The sequence below is a fragment of the Paenibacillus assamensis DSM 18201 genome (assembly GCF_000422445.1).
In the GTDB taxonomy this organism is placed as follows: Bacteria; Bacillota; Bacilli; order Paenibacillales; family Paenibacillaceae; genus Paenibacillus_B; species Paenibacillus_B assamensis.
In genome coordinates, this window is record NZ_AULU01000016.1 from 48,016 (window position 1) to 71,927 (window position 23,912).

Genomic DNA, 23,912 nt, shown 5'->3' on the forward strand with positions numbered 1-23,912 from the left:
AGAGGACCTTCCTAAGCAATAATTTGCTCGGGAAGGTCCTCTCTATTTATAAGATTCAATTAAGCATGAGTGCGCATGTTAGCGATCATTTGACGAAGAACCGTTTGCAAAATACCGCCATTGCGATAGTAGTCAACGTCAACCATGCTGTCGAGACGTACGATTGCGTTGAAGTCGAACGCTGTTCCGTCTTCGCGAACAGCTGTTACTTTCACTTGTTGTCCTGGAAGTACTGCGTTGGACAATCCTTCGATCGAGATTACCTCACGACCTGTCAAGCCTAGGGATGCCCAGCTTTGACCGGCTTCGAATTGAAGTGGCATTACGCCCATACCAACCAAGTTGGAACGGTGAATACGCTCGAAGCTTTCTGCGATAACAGCTTTGACGCCCAGCAAGTACGTACCTTTCGCAGCCCAGTCACGGGAGCTTCCTGTACCGTACTCTTTACCTGCGATAACGACGAGGTTTTTGCCTTCTGCTTGATACTTCATGGAAGCATCGTAGATAGACATGACTTCGTCAGTTGGCAAGTACTTCGTTACGCCGCCTTCTGTACCTGGTGCAACTTGGTTGCGGATACGGATGTTCGCGAAAGTACCACGCATCATCACTTCATGGTTACCACGACGTGAGCCGTAGGAGTTGAAGTCTTTGCGTTGTACGCCGTTGTTAATCAAGTATTCGCCGCCTGGGCTGTCTGCTTTGATGTTACCGGCAGGGGAGATATGGTCCGTTGTAACGGAATCTCCAAGCAACGCCATAATGTTAGCATCTTTGATGTCTGTAATATCATCCAGATCATCGCCCAAGTTCTCGAAGAACGGTGGGTTCTGAATGTAAGTGGACTTCGGATCCCACTCATATGACTCGCCTTCTGGAACTTCGATTGCATTCCAACGCTCGTTCTGCGTAAATACGTTCTCGTATTTATCGATGAACATTTGTGGATTGAGTGCTTGAGCAACAGCTTGTTGTACTTCTTCAGAAGTAGGCCAAATATCTTTCAAGAATACAGGCTCATTGTTCTGATCATAGCCGATTGGATCATTAGCCAAATCGATGTTTACCGTTCCAGCTAGTGCGTAAGCAACAACGAGCGGTGGAGAAGCCAAGTAGTTAGCTTTTACTTGGGCATGTACGCGACCCTCGAAGTTACGGTTACCGGAAAGAACAGCTGCTACTGTCATATCGTTGTCTGCAATCGCTTGACCAACTTCATCTGGAAGTGGACCGGAGTTACCGATACAAGTTGCGCAACCGTAACCAGCTACGTGGAAGCCAAGCGCTTCAAGCGGCTCCAACAAGTTCACTTTCTTCAAGTATTCGGTAACGACGAGAGAACCTGGCGTCAAACTGCTCTTCACGTATTCAGGTTTGACCAATCCGCGCTCGACAGCTTTCTTCGCAACAAGACCTGCACCAAGCATTACGCTAGGGTTGGATGTATTTGTACAAGATGTGATTGCTGCGATAACGACCGCACCTGTTCCCATCTTGCTAGTTTTGTTATTAGGATGCTGAACGGTAACTTCTTCAGCGATCTTCTCATCGGACAAGCCGTAGCCGCCTTTGTCCAATGGCGTGCGCAAGATGTCGTTGAACTCTTTCTTCATGTTTGTTAGTTCAACTCGGTCTTGTGGACGCTTTGGTCCTGCTAAGCTCGGTACAACAGAGCCGATATCAAGCTCGATCGTGTCAGAGAAGATTGGATCTTCCATATCAGGTGTACGGAACATGCCCTGTGCTTTGTAGTACTCTTCAACCAATTGTACTTGCTCCTCTTTACGGCCAGTTGCACGCAAGAAGTTCAATGTAACGTTATCAACTGGGAAGAAGCCGATTGTAGCGCCATATTCAGGTGCCATGTTCGCAACTGTTGCACGGTCTTCCAAGCCAAGCTGCTCAAGGCCAGGGCCGTAGAACTCAACGAATTTACCAACAACGCCTTTTTTACGAAGCATTTGTGTAACGGTTAATGCCAAGTCAGTTGCTGTTGCGCCTTCTGCCAACTTACCTGTCAATTTGAAGCCAATAACTTCAGGTGTAACGAAGTAAAGTGGTTGTCCAAGCATACCAGCCTCTGCTTCGATACCGCCAACACCCCAACCAACAACACCAAGACCGTTGATCATTGTTGTATGAGAGTCTGTACCTACTAGAGAGTCAGGGAAAACTTCAGTTACTCCATCTACTTCTTTCGTAGCTGCTACAGAAGCAAGGTACTCCAAGTTAACTTGGTGAACGATACCTGTAGCTGGAGGCACAGCACGGAAGTTATCGAACGCTGTTTGTGCCCAACGAAGGAAGCGGTAACGTTCTTCGTTGCGTTCGAACTCGATGTTCATATTATATTCAAGAGCGTCTTTATTACCGAATGCATCTACCATGACAGAGTGGTCGATGACGAGGTCTACTGGAACGAGCGGGTTGATCTTCTTCGGATCGCCGCCTGCTTTTTTAACCGTGTCGCGCATTGCTGCCAAGTCTACGACAACAGGAACACCTGTGAAGTCTTGCAAAACGATACGTGCAGGGATGAACGGAATCTCTTTGTTTCCATCACGCTCTTCAGCCCAGTTCGCGATTTGTTTAACGTGTTCTTGTGTAATTGCACGACCGTCGAATTGACGAATAGCTGCCTCAAGAAGAACTTTAATAGAGAACGGTAGGCGAGAAATACTGTTGAATCCTTGCGTGTTTAGTGCATCCAAGCTGTAGTAACGATAGGACTTGCTTCCGACTGTCAGCTCGCGCTGAGCGGAATATGCATTATTTCTTGTCATGTAAAGGACCTCCTTCATGGTTGTGATTGCAATATCTAGTTAGTGGTAATCGTTGTAAACTCCTCAATTCCTCTTTATCAAATGAGAATGTTTCATCTAATGAAACCCCATTTCATATTTACAATACAAGTATATCGTTTCTAGTGACGCTGGTAAAGATGTTTTCCTTCAAAAATATGCCTAAATGTTTCACATCGACATGTACAAGACAAGTTGGGCATACATATGAATTTAGATGAATAGGCGATGGACAGGGGAGGCAGGAAGATGAGGCAGGCATGGAAGACGACATTATATGCTTATGTGGAACAACATAACCGACACGAAGTAGACGAACGTCCTCAAGCACTTCTTACGCCAATTACGGATAGAAGATATGTGCTCATGATGAGTGAGCGCAGGCAGCGGTTGCGTGAATGGTATCGGAGGCGTGATCTTGAGCCGATTAAGTCCCAGACGAAGGCCAAATTAAATCGTGTGCGTGAGACAGAAGGTGAAGTGCATGTTGACTTGGAATTCCATGTTCAGCGTATCGGCCAGCAAAAAGGAAATACATTAATAGAAGAGCGACTGGAATCGGAACGAGTTGTCCTAGTCAAGGAAGGGGGAGACTGGGTAATTGCCCAGATTGAGCATGCTACCCCAGAACGGAAGCCGATGTCGACGCTCCTACAAGATAAAAAGCTGATGCAGGAGCATCGGTCTGCAACGCGGCCATTTTTAAATCGAAATGTGCTTGGTCACTCCAAACCAGCCAATCTGACGCCTTATCGCCGTGAAATGGCTGTGGAGTATGCAGAATTGTATTGGAATGAACCCAACCCTCAATTTTTACAATTCGAGGTCGATTGCACGAACTATGTATCACAATGTCTCTTTGCAGGTGGAGCACCCATGAACTATACTGGTAAAAGAGAATTAGGCTGGTGGTACAGAGGGATGATAGCGGATCGCGAAGCGTGGAGCTACAGTTGGGCGGTATCCAATAGCTTAGAGATTTATTTGACGTATAATCAGTCAGGACTGCGAGCAATTGCAGTGGATCACCCGAAAGAACTGAAGCTTGGAGATGTTATCCTTTATGATTGGGATGGCAACGGACACTATCAGCACAGTTCAATTGTAACTTCGTTTGACCTGAATGGTATGCCGCTCGTGAACGCTCATACGACGAACAGTCGTCACCGTTACTGGGATTATCAAGATTCTTACGCATGGACGGAAGCGACAGCGTATCGCTTTTTCCACATAACAGACGTATTCTAACCGCTTGAAGTTATGAATTGCATGTTGCCGGTATTTTGGTACAGTCAGCAAAGCCTAAGGTGCGTCATGGATAGACTAACTGCGCGATATGCGCTAAATGGAGGGGCTTATGGATAAACAACGTAAAATGCGCGTCGGCCTTGTATACGGCGGCAAATCCGGAGAACATGAAGTATCGTTATCAACAGCGTTCGCGGTTATGAATGCTTTTGATTTTGACAAATATGAAATGATCCCATTCTTTATTACACAGGCAGGGGAATGGCGTGTAGGCAGTTTGATGAACGCTCCATTTGCAGATAAAGAACAATTGAAGCTGTTGGATGCAAAAGGTGGCACGGTACAGGCTATGGATATGTTGTTCCGCAGCTTGGATCGAAGTGCTGGTACAGCAGCTGAATCTGTCATCGATGTTATGTTCCCGCTCATTCATGGAACGAATGGTGAAGATGGTACGATTCAAGGCTTGTTCGAGATGGCAAATGTCCCTTATGTAGGCGCAGGCGTACTGGCTTCAGCTGTCGGCATGGATAAGGCGTTTATGAAGCTTGTGTTTGCAGATGCAGGTTTGCCACAAGTTCAGTATGTTCATTTTATCGGTGCAGAATGGAACCGTGATCAGGAACAGATCTTGCGTCAAACGGAAGAGGAGCTTGGCTATCCTTGCTTCATTAAGCCAGCTAATCTTGGCTCATCTGTAGGCATATCGAAGGCGCGCAATCGTGCAGAACTGATCGCAGCTATCGAGCTTGCTCTACAATATGATCGCAAGGTCATTATCGAAGAATTTGTAGATGCTCGTGAGGTTGAGGTAAGTGTATTGGGCAATGACGAACCGCAGGCTTCTGTAACGGGTGAAATTATTTCTTCCAATGAGTTCTACGATTACAAAGCTAAATATATTGATGGCAAATCCGGTATGCAAATCCCAGCCGAGCTCGATGCTGAATTGGCAGCTAGCATTCGTGAGATGGCAGTTCGTGCGTATCGTGCGATTGATGGTTCTGGACTGTCTCGTGTAGACTTCTTCGTGCGCCGTTCCGATAGTCAGGTATTTATTAATGAAGTAAATACAATGCCAGGTTTCACCCCGTACAGTATGTATCCATTGATGTGGAAAGAAACGGGCAAGCCATATCAGCAATTGTTGGATGATTTGATTGAGCTGGCATTGAATCGTTATGCAGCGAAGCAGAAGCTTCATTATGTGAATGTGTAGCTGTATCTGTCCATCACATCTATCATTTCAGCAGTGTGAATAAATATTTAGGTAGGAGCGTGCTCTCAACTTACTTCGTGTAAGTTGTCGGCACGCTTTTTTGTGATAGAGATGAAAGTGCAGTGCCGTGGACATACTGATTCCTATATAAGTATCTACGGAGGGAATTAGATATGAAACGGAAAGCTTCCAAACTCGTCATGTTGGGTGTTATTGTGGCTACCAATATATTTGTAGCCATACATGTAGGAGCCTATGCAAGTAAAGAGGTGTTCTCTGCTTATACGTCTCTTTCAGCTGGGGAACAGGGCTCGATTCAAGAACAGAGAGCGCGACCTATTGGGAAAGAGCATATTGGTTTGAAAATGAAGAAGCTTCAATTAAGTGAGGTGCTCGTGGAGCTTGGATTGGGGGCAGATGCCTGGCACAAGGCAACGGCGGAAGGTAAGTCACTCGTTGAGTACGCGCATACGAAAGGGATAGAACGGCAGACCATTGTCCAGAAGATGAACGCTCGAATTCATGAAAAGCTAGAGCAAGAGGACCGAGTTCGCAAGCTGCCAGCGAGTAAACGAGACCGTTTGAAGAAGATGCTGGAGCTGCGTATGGAGCGGCTTATTGATCGCAAGTTGAATGAAAAGGAATTGCTTCGTATTAGTTGATTGTGGGCAGTAAATTGCGATTTGTTGATTATGGTGCCTCTTTACTTATTTATGAATATGGAGGGTTTGCCTTATCTCACATTGCCATCCGATAATGTTTCGTGCTTCAATAGACGTATAAGATGCAGAGAGGAGCGGTTATTGTGGGGTTCCAGACAGAGTTCAATTCGGTATGCAAATTCAAAAGCGAGCAAGAGTTGTACGAATTATTAGAATATGGACGCGGGAAAATGAAGAAATCGGGCTTGCGTATTTTCCCAACAGGTCAGAAGGTAATCGCGTATACACCAGATAATACAGCAGTAGCCATTGTCAAAATCGTTGCTTCTATCGCGGAAATTAACTTTCAAGGAGAAGAAGTAACAGAGGTTGAGATGGAGTTAGTGCGCAAGCTGACAGATGAAGAGTCACGCATTCAAACGGCGTTAGCTTTTGAAATGTTTTTTGGTGAGCAGAAAGCATAAGTCGGCTCTTGTTCGGCATTAACCTATGGCTTTACGATAATAAAGTCCATTCCTATGCGGGATGGGCTTTTTTGTATGAAATGAGGTTGCATTACGTCACTAGGAATGCGGCAGTGTTACGGATAAGGCGTGGGTAAGTCATGGATGAGTCATGGGACATTCAAGGACAGAACGAAAAAACGTCAAAGAATATCCAACAAGGATGGCAAGAAAACGCAAAAGGAAATCCATTATAGCGAAATGATTTTACACAAAAATAAGAACAAATGTTCTCGATTAATTAATAGGAATCCCATCAAGCGTTTTGTTCTAGACATGTTACATTAATATTACGAATTCAAACGCAAACGACACACCGGTTCCACAATGGATCAAAGGCGCGGGCAGGCGCAGAACATGTGTGATTCGGTTTGTGTTTGATTTTTGTGAATATGTCCAGTTAACTAAGTGAGACTTATGAAAAATAGCGAAGAGACAAAATGATAGAAGTCATACAAAGATGCTTGATAAACATTTAAACGAATTTAAATAGTGTAATAAAACATTAACAACTTAGCAGTTCAGCACGTTTCGAAACAATTTTAAGTAGGTTAATGATGGTTAACTGATATGAATAATAACAACGATAAATAGAAGGGAGATTGGAACAATGGAATTTTGGAAATATGCATTCGATATGAAGTGGATCAACGCGGATATTCTTCGTAAAGCTGTGCGAACAGGGAACAACCCATCTGGAGAGATAACACCAGAACAATACCTTGAAATTACATCAATTAGCTATGTGTAACACGCCTCTTCTAGCCCCTGGATAAGTCTGGGGCTTTTATTTGTTTAAATAGGAGAAAATTATATTTCAATTCTAGTTGTATGGAAAAAGAGATATATGAAAAAGAACTTGAATAAGAACGTTTGTTCTCATATAATGAAAGTATAAATACTGCATATGTGAACAAAGGCGGTGCTACGATGCTTTGTGGCGTATCTTTCGATCTTCCGGATTTAGACAAGGAAGCGACTCGTAGAAACGTTGAGGCGGTACTGGAAAAATACCGGATGTACAAGCAAATTGGCTATGAAGTGAAAGAAACGAGACTGACCTCTTCCTACACGGTGCGTTCTCATGGGCTGACGAATCGAGTAACGGATCAGACGGGGGAGATTGCTGCCGACAATGTTGATATTTCTGAGAAGATGCGTAGCTATTGCGAGCGAGTGGAGAAAGCTGCACAGCGCTTGCCTGAGAAGGAACGGCAGATTATTACCGAACGCTATTTGAAGGAAGACGGTGTTTATGACTACCAAGTGTACAGCTTTACGTTCGATCCTCCTTTATCTGAGTACAGTTACTACAAGCTAAAGTGGAAGGCCATTTCCAAGTTAGCCATTTCTCTTAATGTTCAGGTGTTTGTTGACCCAACCTCTTGATTGGTATCTTCCGAAAATACACGCGTGCACATAGCCGGTGGACGTTTATTTCTCCGGCTTCGTGCAGTGAAGTCTGTTTATATAATCTTCGTTCTCCTTTCCAGCTTGAGTTGTCCACATGTATAAATTCCTCCATTTCGGCTTTATTCGTATCTCCGAGTATGATCCAATCTCTTGATTGGGATGCTAGTAAGTAGCAAATCAAACATTGGAGGTACAGCTATGCTTGTCCGATTCGGTTATGTAGCGATGTCGGTCATTGTGAAGAATTGTTCGCCCTCACGTACGATGACGTATACGAGCTTTTGCAAGATTGATGATCGCGAAGCGGCGATTCGCAAGTTGGAGCGATTGGCAGAGGAGAACTTGACCAATACGCTGAGGTTATTGAAGCATAATCGTGCTCATCATATTGAGTTGTACCGCTGCTCCAGCAAACTGATTCCTCTTGCCACACATGAAGCATTAGCAGATTGGAACCCTTTTATCGCTTTGAAAGAACCATTTGCAGCTATCGGTGCGTATGCCAACGAACATGGAATGCGGTTGAGCTTCCATCCTGACCACTTTACTGTGCTAAGCACACCCCGAGAAGATGTGCTTCATAATTCGATCCGCGACTTAGAGCATCATCTTCGCATGCTTGAGGCAATGGGACTGGATGCGCGAGCAAAGAACAATATTCATATTGGCGGTGCTTATGGCAATAAGAAGGCTGCAGGAGAGCGGTTCGCGGCTAATTTCAAGCTCCTGTCTGAACCTATTAAGCAGCGATTGACGCTGGAAAACGACGACAAAACTTTCACTGCGGCAGAGACGTTGGACGTATGTGAGCAGCTTCAAGTTCCGATGGTGCTGGATATTCACCATCATTGGGTCAATCATGAAGGGGAGCAGCTAGCTGAGCTGTGGCCAAGAATATTGAAAACATGGGACAGCGCGTATGCTCAGGCAGACGCACCAGCTGATAATTCGTTTCCACCTAAGATACATGTATCTAGTCCGAAGAGTGAGAAGGATGTTCGGGGGCATGCCGATTATGTGGATGTGAAGCCATTGCTAGCTTTTCTAAGGGATATAGCTCCCTATACAGATAGGCTGGATGTGATGATTGAAGCGAAGAAGAAAGATGATGCACTCTTTAAACTGATGCATGACCTTGCTCAGTATGAGGGCGAAGGGGTTTCGCTCGTAAGCCCTGCATCTGTGACCATCCAATCTTAATGATGGTCGTCACTTGAAAAGATGAGCGAAATACGTTACCTTGTACAAAGAAAGCAAACCGTTTATTGGAGAATCATGCACGTATAGAAATGTACAAGCTGGGTCTGCCAATGGTTCAACGGTGAGAGGAGGATATGTAAAAGTATGTCCCAAGTATTAGCAGGTAAAAATATCGTCGTCATGGGTGTTGCAAATGATCGTAGTATCGCGTGGGCAATCGCGCAATCGTTGGCAGCTCAAGGCGCAAGACTAGCGTTTACATATGAGAGCGAGCGTGTGGAAGCTCGTGTCCGCAAGCTGGCGGAAACGATCGAAGGTTCTGTTATTCTTCCTTGTAATGTTACAGTGGATGAGGATATCGATCAGTTGGCTGTCCAATTAAAAGAACATTTTGGTACTTTGCACGGTATTGTGCACAGTATCGCATTCGCGAAAACAGAAGAACTCACAGGCATGTATGTGGATACGTCTCGTGCAGGCTTCGCGCTAGCACATGATATTAGCGCATACTCTCTTGTAGCGGTTACGCAGCGTCTGCATCCGCTCATGACAGAAGGCGGAAGCGTCATGACGATGACGTATTTAGGTGCAGAGCGTGCGATGAAGAACTACAACGTAATGGGTGTAGCGAAAGCTGCGCTGGAAGCGTCTGTTCGTTACTTGGCGAATGACCTTGGTCAACACAATATCCGCGTAAATGCGATCTCCGCAGGTCCAATTCGTACATTAGCAGCGAAGGGGATTGGCGATTTCAACTCCATCTTGAAGCAAGTGGAAGAGAAGGCTCCGCTTCGTCGTACGACAGATGCTGCAGAAGTAGGGGATACGGCGATGTTCTTAATGAGCCCATGGTCCCGCGGTATTACAGGGGAAGTCATCTACGTGGATGGCGGTTACAACATCGTATCTACTTAGTTAAATGATTAACGGCGGTGATCAGGCTTGTGCGTTCGCCTGCCTGATTGCCACGCGCCTTGCACAGGTGTCTTCTAAGGAGACGTCATCCTATGCAGGGCGCTTGTTCTATGTGCCGCTAATATTATGCGGTGCAATTGCGGAATGCCCCACAAAGGTTGTGGTTATAATCGAGGCGCTGCGACAATAAATAGAAGCTATGGGCTTCGTTAATACGAAAGAAGGAACTTGGCATGTGGCTTGAGATTTTGCTGCTCGGGATCATTGGATTCATTGCAGCGACATTCGGCAGTGTGGTCGGTTTAGGTGGGGGAATTATTCTCGTTCCTGGTCTCGTTTATCTTGGACCATGGCTGCTTGGGGAAGCGGTTTCATCACAGACAGCTGTCGCTACTTCATTGGCTGTACTTATCTTTACAGCGCTATCTTCTACGCTAGCTTACTCCAAAGTCAAGCGAGTAGACTGGAGAAATGGTTTGATCTTCTTCATAACGAGCGGCCCCGGGTCGATGGTTGGTGCACAGCTCGCACAGTATTTTCAAGATAGCTCATTCCAGTTGGCGTTCGGCTTTTTTATGTTGGCGATGGCTGTTCTAATGATTGTAAAAGAAAGAATGAAGCCGCTTCAAATTCAGTGGGGTCGTATGCAGTCATTTACAGATGGAACAGGTGCAACGCATGAATATGGTGTAAATATCCCGCTTATGCTGCTGATCGGTTTTATGGTCGGCTTAGTCTCGGGGTTGTTCGGCATTGGTGGGGGTTCCTTGTTCGTACCATTAATGGTTTTGCTATTTCGCTACCCAGCGCATATTGCAACAGCTACTTCGATGTTTGTCATCTTCCTTAGTTCGATATTGGGCACGACGGTTCATGCATGGAATGGATCGGTGGACTGGCTGCTTGTACTCATCTTGGCTCCAAGTGCGTGGATAGGGGGGAAGTTCGGTGCTGCGATAGCCAATCGAATGTCGGGTAAGGGGCTGCTGTTGCTGTTGCGATTGACTTTGCTCATCATTTCCCTTCGAATGATTATAAGTGGATTTATGGCAGATTAGTGGAATTTGAGCGATTAAGGATAATTGGATGAAACTTCGGCAAGGAGGCAGCGTATAGTTAAGGATATGACATTTTTATACAGAAAGTAGTGAGAGAGGATTGAATCAGGAAAAGACACCTTACGTTGTAACGGGGAAAAGTTTTACCGCTGTGGCCATCAATTGTGCTGCAAAAGCGGGTGAATGGATCAAAAGTCGACTCGGTCAATATAAATCGTTAGAAATGAAATCTTCCATGCACGATGTTGTGACGGAAGTGGACAAAGGTGCGGAGTTAATGATCCGCAAGCTAATACGAACGCATTTCCCGAATCATAGCATTTTGGGTGAAGAGGGAGTAGGTTGCGGACAGGCGGCTTCGGAAGAAGCACTCAAAGAAGCGTTGCAATCCGAATACCTTTGGATTATTGATCCGCTGGATGGGACAACGAATTATGTTCATGGCTTTCCCTTCTTCTCGGTATCGATTGCATTGGCACATAAAGGCGAAGTAATTGTTGGTATCGTGTATGACCCGATAAGGGACGAGTTGTTCGTCGCAGAGAAAGGAAAAGGTGCTTATGTCCGCGGTCAGCGGATGCAGGTAGCAGATGAGAAGAACTTACATGGCAGTCTTATCGCATCGGGGTTCCCTACGGACATCACTCGGGCACTGCCAGTGAATCTGAAAGGCATTCAGGCCCTTGCACCGAAAGTGCGAAATATCCGAACGGCAGGCTCAGCAGCCCTACATATGGCGTATGTGGCAGCTGGTCGTTTAACAGGGTTTTGGGAGCTGAATTTGAATGCTTGGGATTTGGCAGCTGGCAGCCTTCTCATCTCTGAAGCAGGTGGAAAGATTACAGATACACATGGTCAGCCGTACCATCTCGGAGTGAGAGATGTGTTAGGTTCAAATGGCCATATTCATGCTGATTTCATTCAAGTGCTCAAAGATGCGGATGCACAAGGGTAATCGAGAAAAAAGTGTGCCTGTTAAAATGAATAGCATTAAAAAAACAACCTGCATGCAGTTGAACTGCTTGCAGGTTGTTTTTTACTTTGTTGGCTGCATAATTGCAATGGCCTGAGAGCCCATTTGCTCCCAGCCACGACGGAAGGCATCTATTTTGATGCGATCAGTACGTCCGAGTGGATCTAGGACATACATATAATTTTTATCGTAGCCTGTAACAAGCAAGGAATGTTCGTAATAGGTAATGCGGACAGGCCCAGTCGGCGTTTGCCATTGATGCCAAGCACTTTCAGGAACGGCATCATACAGTGTAGTGTGAATGACCCATACGGGTATCCCTTGACCGACCGTATACTTCAGATGCTCAAAAGTTGTACCTGTTATATCGGCTACTCGACCTGGTGCATACTGTTCAGCTAATTCAGCAATTGGTTCATGATACACACCAAGTCCAGGGTTCTTAATATTGTACATATCGCCGACAAAGCCATCATGCGGATTACCGAAGTAGATCGTATTGCCAACCTTCTTGTATGGAGTTGGTTCTTTTTTAATCTGCTTGGCAAGTGTCATCTTGTCAACGTCAATGTCATTCGCATATAACAGCATGGCGAGCGCAGTGACCTCACAACCACGAGGCAGTTCGGGCAGCTGCATAATCGCTTTGGCTTTCTTATGTCGTGCCGTTATGGGAGCTGGCTTAGCAGGATCCCATAACACTTGATTGCTGCCGCGATAGGTCACCTTGCGACCAGAACCTTTTCTTGCATACGTGACAGCTTCATTCCATGTCTTAAATAATGCCTGACTATGATTGGACGCTTCCACAGTGAAAGAACCAAATGCTTCATAAGCAATATAGGTAGAGAGCTCTTCACGCCAAGCAGTCATCCGGTCTGAGTCTGGTGCATCTTTGCTGCGAGATAACAGCACAACACCGTCTTCAATATGAAGATTGCGTCCAAATGCTTCACTTGCGGCTCGGAGTGGAACGTAGGTAATGCCGTCTTTCACCACAGGTTTGGTTTGGAGCTTGAGTGGCTTGCCTTCTACTTTTGCTTGAGCTTTATGTAATGCGTATTGAATGCTTCCTTCATCTGAAGTAAGCGCGATATTTCCTTGTTTATTATCGTACGTGAGCTCTGCATCAAAGCTGTCTGCTAAGAAGCGAGCAGGTATGAGTGTTTCTCCACTATGTTGATAGGGAGCAGCATGTTTCGTTTTCGAATCGATCGGTACTAAATATGGACCTACAATTGCAGTGTTGCTATACAACATGAGCACAATATCATCGGTAGGCATCTCGAATGAGAAGCGTCCTTCGTTAATCTTGGACGATATCAGTCGTTGTAATGGAAACACGCACAAGGTGATAATAATACAGAACAGCAGCCAGCGATTCATCTGGCGAACAAGGCGTGACACCATTGCATCCTCCTACTAAGTTACGTGGACATAGATATACTTATTTATCGGATAGGAGGGTTGAAAATGTTAGTTCAAAAGTTGATTTGAATAATAGAAAAAGCCCTCTAGCGAAGGCTTTAGAAATAAAGAATAATATAACATTTTATCCTGACTATTGATTGACCATATATTTTAATTTTACTCATAGCCAATAATCGTTTTCTTTCAAAAAAGAGAAGCGAGTTTTGCAACGGCTCCATTTTCAACTTGAAACAAACGTGCTGTCTCAGGTTTAATAGAAAAAGTCGATAATCGTATTATTTTATAGGTATATTTACAACTAGATGAAGATCATATATGATCCGTTTTGTGTAGGCAATTCTTACCTATGGAGGTGAATGTCTCGCTATTAGGCTTACACTATCCGTAAAATCAAAGGAGGATTAGATCATGAAAAAAACGATGACCAAAATAATGCTAATCTTTGTACTTATCATCGCCATGTTGCCTGCCGTTAATGCTTCCGCTGCAACAGTTCCGTTGCCTTGGCCAGATAGTAGTGGTTTTTATGAAGACATAACAGGATCGGGAACACTAGTTGTAAATTTTACAGGAGGAAATGCCCATCCTAATCCAGATGCAGGCGGTGCAGGGTACTGGAGTTTAACGATAGTTGGACCAATCGTCGCCGGGCAACCCTATAACCCATATGCTGGTCCAGGCGGGCCGACATTGTACCATCAAAATATGAGCAGTCATGCCGTCCTCCATAATCTCCCACAAGGAACTTACCGAGTATTTGTCCGTGTAGGTCCTTGGGCATCCATCACTGATTATTCAGCTACATTCCAATAACACGTCTTAGTTTCTAGCAATCTACATTCCGATTTGAAAAGGGAATATCCCAAAGCAGAAGAGCACTGAAAAATCGTTTTATAGTTGCCTAGAGCAGCGACAAAACGATTTTTTTGTGATTTTTGCATGTAACGTTCCTTAAATGCTTCAGATTCGCGGCACTCAACTACGTGTTGTTTAAACATAGGAACAATCGGAACAGAGGACGTTTTGTCTTCGTATAGCAGCCCGATCTTTAGCTGGATACTACTTCGTTTGAAGTGAAAGTGCATCTTTTAGTAGGATAGTCTGATCATTTACTTATGAATTGTAGAGTGAGCTATCACAAGAAAAGTACTATGTTACCGATTTATTTAGTTTGCTTCAACATTTCATAGACTTGCTCCACATCTTTATCACCACGTCCAGAAATGTTAATGATAACAATCTCATTTTGCTTCATTTGCGGAACTAGTTTTATAGCGTGTGCAACAGCATGTGAGCTTTCCAACGCAGGGATGATACCTTCTGTTTTGGATAAGCGCATAAACGCGTCCAGAACTTCTTCGTTAGAAACCGTTACATATTCCGCTCGGCCTGACTCTTTCAAATAACTATGTTCTGGACCAATACCAGGATAATCAAGTCCTGCTGCAATCGAGTAGGTAGGAGCAGGCTCCCCATTTTCATCTAGCAGCACGAGACATTTAAAGCCATGAAGAACAGCTGGTACGCCTTGTGTTAATGCTGGAGCCTGATCAGGCTCTACTCCAATTACTCGAACGCTTGGCTCGTCCAAATAATGTGCAAAGGCACCAATCGCATTACTGCCTCCCCCTACGCATGCAATGACCGCATCTGGAAGTCTTCCTTCGGCCTGCAAGATTTGCTCTTTTGATTCTTGACTAATGATTGCTTGAAAATGACGAACGATCGTAGGGAATGGATGAGGCCCGACTGCAGATCCGAGTAAATAAAATGTAGTTTCATAATTCGCAACTAAGTCATTAAGCGCTTCATCGACAGCGTCCTTAAGTCGGCCTTGTCCTTTATTTACAGAAACGACGATAGCGCCCAACATCTCCATGCGGAACACATTGAGTGCTTGGCGGCGAATATCTTCAGCCCCCATATAAATGACACAATCCATCCCGAACATGGCACAAACAGTGGCTGTTGCAACGCCATGCTGACCTGCACCTGTTTCAGCGATGACGCGCTTCGCTCCCATACGTTTAGCGAGGAGAATTTGCCCAAGGACATTGTTAATTTTGTGAGAGCCAGTATGATTCAAATCTTCACGCTTCAAATAAATACGAGCGCCGCCTAATTGTTCCGTTAAATGTTTTGCATAAGTAAGTGGGCTTGGTCGACCGACATACTCACGCAAGTAGTATTCGAATTCTGCTATAAATTCAGCGTCATTCTTGTAAGTCTCAAACGCTTCTGCTAAACGATCCAGTACACCCTGCAGTGCTGGGGGAACAAAGCTCCCTCCGAATGAACCGAACATGCCTGTAGTAGATGTTGAAATAGTCATGGTTTGTCCTCCTGTTCGAGATAAACGAAATGGAAAAAGGTTGAAATATATTTATTTTAGCGGAGACTTGAAAGGAAAGTCTATCCTTTTTAGGTGTGAGAGAGGTTTTGTATTTACTAAAATTTATAGCTGTATATGTGTGGATTACTTGAGTTAGAGTTTATGTTTAATATTGGATTGTAAAGATATAAATGATATAATCAATATGTGTTGGAAGCGCTATCGTGAGACGATACTTTCCTAGCGGCAGCGCTTCGTGTAGAGGAGAGAGCAGTACGAAGGAGCGGAGATACGAACATGACAGTACTGGGAGCTATTGAAGGCGGCGGCACAAAGTTCGTCGTCGGAATTGGAACATCGGATGGAACCATTATTGAAACGGAATCTTTCCCGACAACAACTCCAGAGGAGACAATGGAGCGTACGGTGCAATTTTTCCAAAACAAAGGTGTGGAAGCGATCGGGTTCGGCTCATTTGGCCCTGTTGATTTGAATCGTGCTAGCGATACGTATGGTCATATTGCGAAAACACCGAAGCCGCATTGGAGTGGGTATGATGTCGTTGGGCATTTGAAGCGTCATTTCCAAGTGCCGATCGGGTTTGACACTGATGTGAATGCAGCTGCGCTAGGTGAAGCAACATGGGGCGCAGCACGTGGTTTGAACAGCTGTCTATATATTACGATTGGTACGGGCATCGGTGCAGGTGCTGTTGTAGAAGGGAAGCTCGTGCATGGATTGACTCATCCAGAAATGGGGCATATTGTTGTGCCGCGTCATGTAGATGATACGTATGCAGGCAAATGTCCTTACCATGGAGATTGCTTGGAAGGCTTAGCAGCAGGACCAGCAATTGAAGAACGTTGGGGTGTTAAGGCTTTTGAATTAGGCGAAGATCATCAGGCATGGGAATTCCAAGCTCATTATATTGCGCAAGCGCTCATGAATTATATTTTGATCTTGTCCCCTGAAAAAATTGTGCTTGGAGGCGGCGTATCTAAGCAGCGTCATTTGTTCCCTCGTATACATGAGAAATTGCGTCAGCTATTGAATGGATATGTGCAGCATCCGGCTATTTTGACGGATACAGCTTCCTATATCGTATCTCCAGGCCTAGAGGATCGCGCAGGAATTACGGGCTCTTTGGCTTTGGCAATGCAAGCATTACACGAGCAGCGTTAATCGGAGCTCTTATAGTTATATGGATAGCATCAGTAGATGTAATAGGTAGTGGTATATCGTAATTTGTAAGTGTGACCTAACTGCATAAAGTATTGCTTCAACAGAAGCCTCCATCTCCGCTTAAATAGTGGATATTTGGAGGCTTTTTTGTCTTTTACGTTTGTATATTGCATTCCATGTGAATGAAATGGATTGGAATGAAATTAACCTTAATAGTTGATGATTGAGATGGTTTCAGATAAAATACAACTTGCGTAAAGTGTTAACCTCATTCCATAAATAATAGGTTAACAAATAAAAAGGTATAAATAGTAGACTAAGAGGTGGATGATGGCACTTCTTGATGGATGTTTTGGCAAGGGGATATTTATTTCAGCTACTGGAACAGAGCTGGGTAAAACGGTATTAGCTTCAGGAATTGCTCATTGGATGCATATACATAAGTTAGGTGAAACTGCACTATGGAAGCCTGTACAAAGTGGTGTGGAGCTAGGGACGTTAGAGGCTGATAGTTATCGTTTGTTAAAAGGTTCTGGGTTAACAAATGTGGGAGAACGTGATCTGGTTACTTGGACTTTACGTGAACCGTTAGCCCCATGGGCCGCCGCTAAGCGGGAGGGGCTAGAAATTAGCATGAGTGAGCTTGTTGTAGAAGGGGAGCGCAGATTGCAAGCAGCTGACAGGCTTGTTGTAGAAGGGGCGGGTGGTGTGGCTGTTCCTTTAGATGCTCGACATACGATGGCGGATTTGGCTGCGGCGCTGCAATTGCCCATGCTGATCGTTGCTGCTCCGCTGTTGGGGACGGTAAGTCATACGGTTACAGCCGTGCAATATGCTCGTTCTAAGGGTGTGAAGGATGTCGCTGTTGTGTTTGGTGCAATGTTGATTAAGCCAGCTGCTGAATGGAACAAGACTGCTTATGAGCAGCAGCTGTACGAGAACACCGAGATGATTCAGTCGATAGCTGAAGTACCGGTAGTAGGAGCTGTTCCATATCTTCCGCACCCCAATAGATTAGATGAGGACATGTGGATCAATTGGCGTAAGGATTGGCTGCGCGAAACAGCTCACCTAACAGCTTTGTACGACTGGCTAAATGTTCGACTATGAATGAAAAATTCGATACATAGATGAGAGGATGAGGAAGAAGATGTCTATGATGATGGTGGAGCAAGATTGGTTGGGGTTAGCGCGTAAAGCAATTGCAGGGGAGTCCATTACACGTGAAGAAGCGTTAAGTGTAATTCGAGCGGATGATGATGAAGTATTGGCGATTATGGATGCTGCCTTCCGTGTAAGAAAGCATTTTTACGGTAAAAAGGTAAAGCTCAATCTCATCATTAATGCGAAAAGTGGATTATGCCCGGAGGACTGCGGCTATTGCTCACAATCTCGTGTAGCGGATACACCTGTTACTAAATATCCGTTGCTAGAAAAAGGTGTGCTTGTTGATGGTGCACGTAAAGCAATGGAAATGCAGGTGGGAACATATTGTATCGTTGCTAGTGGACGTGGACCGACGAATCGTGAATTGAATCAAGTAATTGAGGCGGTGGAGGAAATTAAATCCACGATGCCGATGAAAATATGTGCTTGTCTCGGTATTTTATCTGAAGAGCAAGCAAAACGGCTCAAAGAAGCAGGCGTGGATCGCTACAATCACAATCTCAACACGAGTGCTGACCACTATTCGCATATTACTTCTACACATACCTACGAAGATCGAATTGAAACGGTTGAGACAGCGAAGTACGCTGGCATGTCGCCTTGTTCTGGCGTTATTATTGGCATGGGAGAATCGGATGAGCAGCTAGTGGATGTAGCTTTTGCACTCCGTGATATTGATGCGGATTCCATTCCTGTGAACTTTTTGAATGCGATTCCAGGAACTCCATTGGAGAAGATGTCTAATTTGGATCCAAGACGCTGCTTGAAGGCATTGGCTTTGTTCCGATTTGTATGTCCGACGAAGGAGATCCGCGCTTCTGGTGGCCGAGAAGTTAATTTGCGATCGATGCAGGTGTTGGCGCTATATGCGGCTAACTCCGTGTTTGTTGGTGACTATTTAACGACCGAGGGACAAGAGGCATCTGCCGATCATGCCATGATTGAAGATATCGGATTTGAAATTGAAACATGTGCCTTGTAAAAGAAGGCTCTTTGTGAAAATAGAACGTTACTGTAAGTGACGCAGATATAGGATTGTGGAAAAGTGAGAGGAGGTTTTCCTCAATCAATGTGTTCAAAAAAATACGATTGGATGCATCAAGATTTGGAGCGATTGCAAGCAGGAGATCGTTTGCGAACTATGATAGAGAGCCACTGGTTGGACGATGGCTATATGGAGCGAGATGGTATTCGTATGTTGAATCTTGCATCCAATCATTATTTGGGATTGAATCCGTGGTTGGATGACAACGGTTGGGAGCAAGTGAAAGCATGGTGCCGGCAGTATGGTGAGTCAGGCGTACGAATTGGTTCGGGAGCATCGAGGCTTATTTCCGGTCATGATGGTGTACATGCACAGTTAGAGCGAGAAATAGCCAAGTTTAAAGGCCGGCAGGCTGCACTTGTCTTCACGAGCGGATATATGGCCAATGTTGGTGTCATTGCTGCACTAGTAGGACGAAATGATGCTGTGTTCAGCGACAGATTGAATCATGCCAGCATTGTAGATGGTGCGTTGTTAAGCCGCGCTCACATGTATCGCTATTCACATCTTGATATGAACAAGTTAGAGTATCAGTTGCAGCAGTGGAGCAAGACGTTAGAAGGGAAGCGCAATCATGCTTTAATTGTTAGTGATGCGGTATTTAGTATGGATGGCACAGTTGCGCCATTACGAGATCTGGTGCTGCTGAAGGAGCGCTACAATGCGCTTCTTCTTATTGATGAGGCGCATAGCGGTGGCGTCTATGGTGTTGAAGGGCGAGGTTTATGCCATAAGTTAGGATTGCATGAACGTGTCGATATCGTGATGGGCACATTCGGTAAGGCATTTGGAGCAGTAGGAGCTTATATTGCTGCGGATGACATTGTAATTCGTTATATGATTAATCGCGCTCGTACGTTGATATACAATACGGGATTGCCCCCACTAATGGCGGCACTTATCCTTATGCGTTTAGAACAAGTGAAAAAAGCAGATCATTCGCGGTTCGCACTGATGAGAAACGCGGCTTTGCTGCGCGATGGATTCATGGAAGCGGGACTGAACACAGGTGAGGGAAGCAGTCATATCGTACCGCTTATCCTTGGTACAGATGACAGGGCTGTGGAGATTAGTCGCGAGCTTGCACAATTAGGCATAGCGGGTATTGCAATTAGACCGCCAACCGTTCCGGAGGGCACGGCACGAATTCGCTTTACACCGATGGCGTCTCAGTCAGAACAAGAACTGCGCAAAGCAGTTTCCATCGTTGTGAATGTGGTTCGAGGAACGTAATGGGTTGGCAGCATGCTCTGCACTTTACGGTGCTTGATATACATTCATGTATAAGGTCATGGATGACCAGTAGTAATAAGGTAAGCCTCAATGAGCGATAAGCGAGAAAGGGGCGCTGGAGTCAATGAGCGGCAATCTATGCAATTTTAATGACAGTTACATATGGATTCACGGCTGGGGGGCCAATGAACAGCTGTGGCAGCACGCGGCACAGTCGCTTCCTGATGCTGCTCATCATTATGTAAGCTTTATGGAATGCGATTCATCGGATGAGATGGTTGCAGTGATTATGGAGCGATTGGCTGCGGCAACTGCGAGTTCGCAGCGCTGCCATCTTGTGGGTTGGTCTATGGGCGGCATGCTGGCGATTGAAGCAGTTGCCAAGTGGTTACGTGGAACTGGGCGTACTGTGCGTAGCTTGGGAAGCATAGGGAACAACGATGCAGGACAAGAAGTGCGTAGCAGGTCGGATATGAGGCAACGCGAAGCGGGGAGTGCTGCGCACAGCGTGGATGATGGAAGGCTGTCTGAAGTGGCAAGTAATACGCGGTGTGGACAAAGTTTGGATTTGCGGGAAGCGAGAAGTGATATGCGAAGCAGGGGAAATGTGAAGCTCCGGGAAGCGGTAAGCAACAGCAGTGCCATGAGCGGAGAAGAAATGAAGCTTCGGCAGCCTAATGCAGGGCTGCTCGCGAGCCTTGTGCTGGTGGGTTCGACGCTGCGTTTCGTCGCACCTACCAGCACGGAGGGGTGGCCGCCGCGCGTATTGCAGCGCATGCGGCAGCGGCTGGCCGCCGCGCCAGAGCAAACGCTCCGCGAATTCGCGGAGCGTTTGCTAGCTCCGGCGGAGCGGCAGCAGCACAGGCCGTTGGAAGCGAAGCTCATTGAGCGCTTCCAACGGCCTGGCTTCACGCCCGCGGGATTGGACGCGGGCTTGGCCTATTTGGCATCCGCTAACTTGACGGATGCATGGGCGCAGCTATGCGCTGCGCAGCTCCCCGTGCTGTGGCTTCACGGGGAGCAAGACCCGCTAGTGTCTATAGGCGCGCAAGCAGAAGCGCGCCGCCTAGCGGGTCCCGACGTACGGTCCGTCGTATATCGACGCTTGACCGGACAAGGGCATATCCCATTCTTGACGCATCCACGCGAATGGGAGGAAGAGGTGAGCCGCTGGCATGAACAATTCCAGTCCTAACAAGCTCCTTTTAAAGGGAACAACAGGCACGATAGCGCCTGACATTAACAAAGAAATCGTAGGGCAGCGATTTGATCGCCGTGCACATGAATATGACCGATATGCCGACGTTCAAATAAAAATGATTCAAACATTACTGGGATGTCCCCCTGTGCAGCGGCATATGCAACTACATGCAGGCTTGAACAGTGAACAGCATGCATGCAATCATGAACCAGTAAAGCTGCTGGACATCGGCTGCGGTACAGGAGCACTGACACAAGCTGCGATCTCAACTTCAGTTGTACCAGCATCAGCCCGCCTCTCATTATTGGACTTATCGCCACGAATGCTGCAAGAAGCACGACGGAAGCTAATGCTAACAGGATATGACGTCGAGCAACTCAATCTTATTGTAGCGGACGCCGAAAAGTGGGCTGTTGTTGACAATGAACAGAGCAAGAAACGCGATAGTAGAAATGGTATTGAAACATCGAGCCAAGACAGTTACGACATCATTTTATCAAGTGCTGCGTTTCAATGGTTCAATCAGCCGCACTCGACGCTGCGAGCGCTTTGTAAACGTCTAAGGCCAAGAGGCATGCTCGCATTCGCAACCTTTTTGCCAGGTACGCTGCATCAATTGCACGATGCATGTGCCTATGCAGACAGCCAACTGAATGATGAAGTGTACCCACGCGGACAAGCTTATGTAGATGCAGCGGACTGGCAATCATGGATGGGAGAATGCCCTTCTTCAGCTTGGATGGAGCAAGAATGGACGTTGACCTATGCCAGCATTGAAGACATGCTTCAACATGTTCGTCGAATTGGAGCGAGCAATGCGCTTCAACAGCAGCCTGCCCCTATAACACGAACATGGATTCAATATATGAAGGAATATTACAACGAGCATTATAGCAGGGAAGACGGCACTGTTTATTTAACCTACCGAGCAGGATTCGGATACATCAGCAACGAACAGATCTCCAATTGGAGCAAGTAAGCATAAATATAAGGATGAATAGCTTACTTGTTTCAATGATCTTCATGGTAGGTAATTACTTCACAATGCGATGAGAATAGACGCTGCTAATCTGTATGAATTGCTTGTTTGCAGTGCATCTTATAAGAGCGGCTATCGCTAGTGAACGGCCGATTTTCAGCATATCTTTGGAAAATATGTTGCAGTGCTCTGCTTGCTTGCATCCGCTGATTCAAAATGTTAAAATGACTTATATAGTTTTTAAGTGGAATGCAATAGCGTGTTACTAGTACGACTAGGCATGAGCTAAGCAGCTGTTCATTAGGGTGAACTGCAGCTTTAGCTTATGCCTTTTTTGACATTCAGTGGTATATTTTCCAGCTTGATATGAATAAAAAGCCGTCTTTGACGGATCCATACAGTCGATACGCTGACAGCTAGATAACTTGAAGGAGGAATTCTCATGTTTGGTCTTTTTGGTAAGAAAAAAAAGCAAGTTTCAATCGCAGCTCCGATTACAGGTAAGGCAGTAGCATTGGATCAAGTTCCTGATGCAGCATTTTCACAGAAAATTATCGGTGATGGTATCGCAATCGAGCCGACTGAGGGCGTTTTCGTAGCTCCATTTGACGGAACTATCGTTCATTTGATCGACTCCCACCATTCTTTGGTTATGGCAAGTGACGAAGGTGTTGAACTTCTTGTTCACATCGGCATTAACACAGTATCCTTGCAAGGCAAGCCGTTCACACCGCACGTGAAGTCTGGCGACAAAGTGAAAAAAGGCGATACGCTTATCGAGTTTGACATCGCTCAAATTAAAGAAGCAGGTCTTCCAACGATTACACCTGTTATCATTGCTAATGGTGACGTTGTAGCTGAATTGAAAGCACTTGAAGGCAATGTAACGGCAGCTTCCAGCCCGGTTATTGAAATTACATTGAAATAGAGAACGAACTGCTCTTCCGAAATAAAAGGTCTAGTCCTTATTTTTCGTTAAGCTTACGTTACTTCTTACAAATATAATTATTTTCGAATTTAACGAACAAAGGAGCCATTTCATCATGGAAAAACAATTTACAGTTAAAAACCCACAAGGTATTCACGCTCGTCCAGCAGGTGCAATTATGAAAAAAGCTAGCGAGTTCGCAGCTACTCAAATTTCTCTTGAGCTAAACGGCCGTAAAATTAGCGCAAAAAGCATCACAGGCGTATTGACACTTGGCATGAAAGCTGGAGATACAGTTACAGTAAGCGCAGAAGGCGATCAAGCAGAGCAAGCGGTTGAAGCAGTAGGCGCAGTTATCGAATCTGTACTTGACTAATTTTGTACGTTATCGAAGCAACGTCTAGGCAATCGTAAAGGAG

22 protein-coding genes are annotated in these 23,912 nt (G+C 45.5%); 19 read left to right on the forward strand and 3 right to left on the reverse strand.

Going from position 1 to position 23,912, the window contains the following annotated elements:
- Positions 1-59: 59 nt before the first annotated feature.
- Positions 60-2,786 carry an aconitate hydratase AcnA gene (gene acnA / locus H580_RS0110305; RefSeq protein ID WP_028594712.1) on the reverse strand — a complete coding sequence of 909 codons (2,727 nt, stop codon included), beginning with the start codon at positions 2,784-2,786 and terminating at the stop codon, positions 60-62.
- A gap of 267 nt (positions 2,787-3,053) precedes the next feature.
- Here acnA and H580_RS0110310 point away from each other — a divergent pair, with 267 nt between their 5' ends.
- From H580_RS0110310 to H580_RS0110355, 10 genes are all read left to right on the forward strand, one after another.
- Positions 3,054-4,052: an amidase domain-containing protein gene (locus H580_RS0110310; RefSeq protein WP_028594713.1), complete on the forward strand. Its 999-nt coding sequence runs from the start codon at positions 3,054-3,056 to the stop codon at positions 4,050-4,052.
- 109 nt (positions 4,053-4,161) lie between these two features.
- Positions 4,162-5,271 carry a D-alanine--D-alanine ligase gene (locus H580_RS0110315; RefSeq protein WP_028594714.1) on the forward strand — a complete coding sequence of 370 codons (1,110 nt, stop codon included), beginning with the start codon at positions 4,162-4,164 and terminating at the stop codon, positions 5,269-5,271.
- A gap of 173 nt (positions 5,272-5,444) precedes the next feature.
- Entirely contained in the window at positions 5,445-5,933 is a 489-nt protein-coding gene (locus H580_RS0110320; RefSeq protein ID WP_028594715.1) for a hypothetical protein, read from the forward strand.
- A 143-nt stretch (positions 5,934-6,076) separates the two neighbouring features.
- Positions 6,077-6,397: a hypothetical protein gene (locus tag H580_RS0110325; RefSeq protein ID WP_028594716.1), complete on the forward strand. Its 321-nt coding sequence runs from the start codon at positions 6,077-6,079 to the stop codon at positions 6,395-6,397.
- Positions 6,398-7,046: 649 nt separating this feature from the next.
- Positions 7,047-7,187 (forward strand): XkdX family protein, encoded by a 141-nt coding sequence (locus tag H580_RS23935; RefSeq protein WP_036605039.1) that lies wholly within the window; start codon positions 7,047-7,049, stop codon positions 7,185-7,187.
- Between the two features lie 179 nt (positions 7,188-7,366).
- Positions 7,367-7,825, forward strand: a complete 459-nt coding sequence (locus H580_RS0110335; RefSeq protein WP_028594717.1) for an ArpU family phage packaging/lysis transcriptional regulator — start codon at positions 7,367-7,369, stop codon at positions 7,823-7,825.
- Between the two features lie 222 nt (positions 7,826-8,047).
- On the forward strand, positions 8,048-9,049 hold the full coding sequence (uvsE, locus tag H580_RS0110340; protein ID WP_028594718.1) for a UV DNA damage repair endonuclease UvsE: 1,002 nt from the start codon (positions 8,048-8,050) through the stop codon (positions 9,047-9,049).
- 144 nt (positions 9,050-9,193) lie between these two features.
- Positions 9,194-9,964 (forward strand): enoyl-ACP reductase FabI, encoded by a 771-nt coding sequence (gene fabI / locus H580_RS0110345; RefSeq protein WP_028594719.1) that lies wholly within the window; start codon positions 9,194-9,196, stop codon positions 9,962-9,964.
- 233 nt (positions 9,965-10,197) lie between these two features.
- A complete protein-coding gene (locus tag H580_RS0110350; RefSeq protein WP_028594720.1) occupies positions 10,198-11,022 on the forward strand; it encodes a sulfite exporter TauE/SafE family protein in 825 nt (274 codons plus the stop codon).
- A gap of 100 nt (positions 11,023-11,122) precedes the next feature.
- Entirely contained in the window at positions 11,123-11,977 is an 855-nt protein-coding gene (locus tag H580_RS0110355) for an inositol monophosphatase family protein (protein WP_028594721.1), read from the forward strand.
- A gap of 81 nt (positions 11,978-12,058) precedes the next feature.
- Here H580_RS0110355 and H580_RS0110360 read toward each other — a convergent pair whose 3' ends face one another.
- A complete protein-coding gene (locus H580_RS0110360) occupies positions 12,059-13,405 on the reverse strand; it encodes a C39 family peptidase (RefSeq protein WP_245583538.1) in 1,347 nt (448 codons plus the stop codon).
- Positions 13,406-13,834: 429 nt separating this feature from the next.
- Here H580_RS0110360 and H580_RS0110365 point away from each other — a divergent pair, with 429 nt between their 5' ends.
- Complete coding sequence (locus tag H580_RS0110365; protein WP_028594723.1) at positions 13,835-14,239, forward strand: hypothetical protein; 405 nt, start codon at positions 13,835-13,837, stop codon at positions 14,237-14,239.
- A gap of 349 nt (positions 14,240-14,588) precedes the next feature.
- Here the strand turns inward: H580_RS0110365 and trpB are convergent, their stop codons facing one another.
- Positions 14,589-15,758, reverse strand: a complete 1,170-nt coding sequence (trpB, locus tag H580_RS0110370) for a tryptophan synthase subunit beta (RefSeq protein WP_028594724.1) — start codon at positions 15,756-15,758, stop codon at positions 14,589-14,591.
- 297 nt (positions 15,759-16,055) lie between these two features.
- Here trpB and H580_RS0110375 point away from each other — a divergent pair, with 297 nt between their 5' ends.
- The 8 genes from H580_RS0110375 (at position 16,056) to H580_RS0110410 (ending at position 23,869) form a co-directional block, all read left to right on the forward strand.
- Positions 16,056-16,940 (forward strand): ROK family protein, encoded by an 885-nt coding sequence (locus H580_RS0110375; RefSeq protein ID WP_028594725.1) that lies wholly within the window; start codon positions 16,056-16,058, stop codon positions 16,938-16,940.
- A 327-nt stretch (positions 16,941-17,267) separates the two neighbouring features.
- Positions 17,268-18,050 (forward strand): dethiobiotin synthase, encoded by a 783-nt coding sequence (gene bioD, locus H580_RS23940; protein WP_051217386.1) that lies wholly within the window; start codon positions 17,268-17,270, stop codon positions 18,048-18,050.
- Positions 18,051-18,090: 40 nt separating this feature from the next.
- Entirely contained in the window at positions 18,091-19,089 is a 999-nt protein-coding gene (gene bioB / locus H580_RS0110385) for a biotin synthase BioB (protein WP_245583539.1), read from the forward strand.
- 87 nt (positions 19,090-19,176) lie between these two features.
- A complete protein-coding gene (locus H580_RS0110390; protein WP_028594727.1) occupies positions 19,177-20,385 on the forward strand; it encodes an aminotransferase class I/II-fold pyridoxal phosphate-dependent enzyme in 1,209 nt (402 codons plus the stop codon).
- Between the two features lie 124 nt (positions 20,386-20,509).
- Positions 20,510-21,580 carry an alpha/beta hydrolase gene (locus tag H580_RS25465; RefSeq protein WP_028594728.1) on the forward strand — a complete coding sequence of 357 codons (1,071 nt, stop codon included), beginning with the start codon at positions 20,510-20,512 and terminating at the stop codon, positions 21,578-21,580.
- Positions 21,561-22,565, forward strand: a complete 1,005-nt coding sequence (locus H580_RS0110400; RefSeq protein WP_028594729.1) for a methyltransferase — start codon at positions 21,561-21,563, stop codon at positions 22,563-22,565. Before H580_RS25465 ends, H580_RS0110400 begins: the two co-directional genes overlap by 20 nt.
- A gap of 442 nt (positions 22,566-23,007) precedes the next feature.
- Entirely contained in the window at positions 23,008-23,493 is a 486-nt protein-coding gene (locus H580_RS0110405; RefSeq protein WP_028594730.1) for a PTS sugar transporter subunit IIA, read from the forward strand.
- A 115-nt stretch (positions 23,494-23,608) separates the two neighbouring features.
- Entirely contained in the window at positions 23,609-23,869 is a 261-nt protein-coding gene (locus H580_RS0110410; RefSeq protein WP_028594731.1) for an HPr family phosphocarrier protein, read from the forward strand.
- The last annotated feature ends 43 nt before the right edge of the window (positions 23,870-23,912 follow it).

Coding starts and splice junctions, on each gene's coding strand:
- H580_RS0110405 (WP_028594730.1), top strand. CDS start 23,008: ATGTTTGGTCTTTTTGGTAAGAAAAAAAAGCAAGTTTCAATCGCAGCT.
- bioB (WP_245583539.1), top strand. CDS start 18,091: ATGTCTATGATGATGGTGGAGCAAGATTGGTTGGGGTTAGCGCGTAAA.
- acnA (WP_028594712.1), bottom strand. CDS start 2,786: ATGACAAGAAATAATGCATATTCCGCTCAGCGCGAGCTGACAGTCGGA.
- H580_RS23935 (WP_036605039.1), top strand. CDS start 7,047: ATGGAATTTTGGAAATATGCATTCGATATGAAGTGGATCAACGCGGAT.
- bioD (WP_051217386.1), top strand. CDS start 17,268: ATGATGGCACTTCTTGATGGATGTTTTGGCAAGGGGATATTTATTTCA.
- H580_RS0110360 (WP_245583538.1), bottom strand. CDS start 13,405: ATGGTGTCACGCCTTGTTCGCCAGATGAATCGCTGGCTGCTGTTCTGT.
- H580_RS0110315 (WP_028594714.1), top strand. CDS start 4,162: ATGGATAAACAACGTAAAATGCGCGTCGGCCTTGTATACGGCGGCAAA.
- H580_RS0110390 (WP_028594727.1), top strand. CDS start 19,177: ATGTGTTCAAAAAAATACGATTGGATGCATCAAGATTTGGAGCGATTG.
- uvsE (WP_028594718.1), top strand. CDS start 8,048: ATGCTTGTCCGATTCGGTTATGTAGCGATGTCGGTCATTGTGAAGAAT.
- H580_RS25465 (WP_028594728.1), top strand. CDS start 20,510: ATGAGCGGCAATCTATGCAATTTTAATGACAGTTACATATGGATTCAC.
- H580_RS0110365 (WP_028594723.1), top strand. CDS start 13,835: ATGAAAAAAACGATGACCAAAATAATGCTAATCTTTGTACTTATCATC.
- H580_RS0110320 (WP_028594715.1), top strand. CDS start 5,445: ATGAAACGGAAAGCTTCCAAACTCGTCATGTTGGGTGTTATTGTGGCT.
- H580_RS0110335 (WP_028594717.1), top strand. CDS start 7,367: ATGCTTTGTGGCGTATCTTTCGATCTTCCGGATTTAGACAAGGAAGCG.
- H580_RS0110375 (WP_028594725.1), top strand. CDS start 16,056: ATGACAGTACTGGGAGCTATTGAAGGCGGCGGCACAAAGTTCGTCGTC.
- H580_RS0110310 (WP_028594713.1), top strand. CDS start 3,054: ATGAGGCAGGCATGGAAGACGACATTATATGCTTATGTGGAACAACAT.
- trpB (WP_028594724.1), bottom strand. CDS start 15,758: ATGACTATTTCAACATCTACTACAGGCATGTTCGGTTCATTCGGAGGG.
- H580_RS0110400 (WP_028594729.1), top strand. CDS start 21,561: ATGAACAATTCCAGTCCTAACAAGCTCCTTTTAAAGGGAACAACAGGC.
- H580_RS0110350 (WP_028594720.1), top strand. CDS start 10,198: ATGTGGCTTGAGATTTTGCTGCTCGGGATCATTGGATTCATTGCAGCG.
- H580_RS0110410 (WP_028594731.1), top strand. CDS start 23,609: ATGGAAAAACAATTTACAGTTAAAAACCCACAAGGTATTCACGCTCGT.
- fabI (WP_028594719.1), top strand. CDS start 9,194: ATGTCCCAAGTATTAGCAGGTAAAAATATCGTCGTCATGGGTGTTGCA.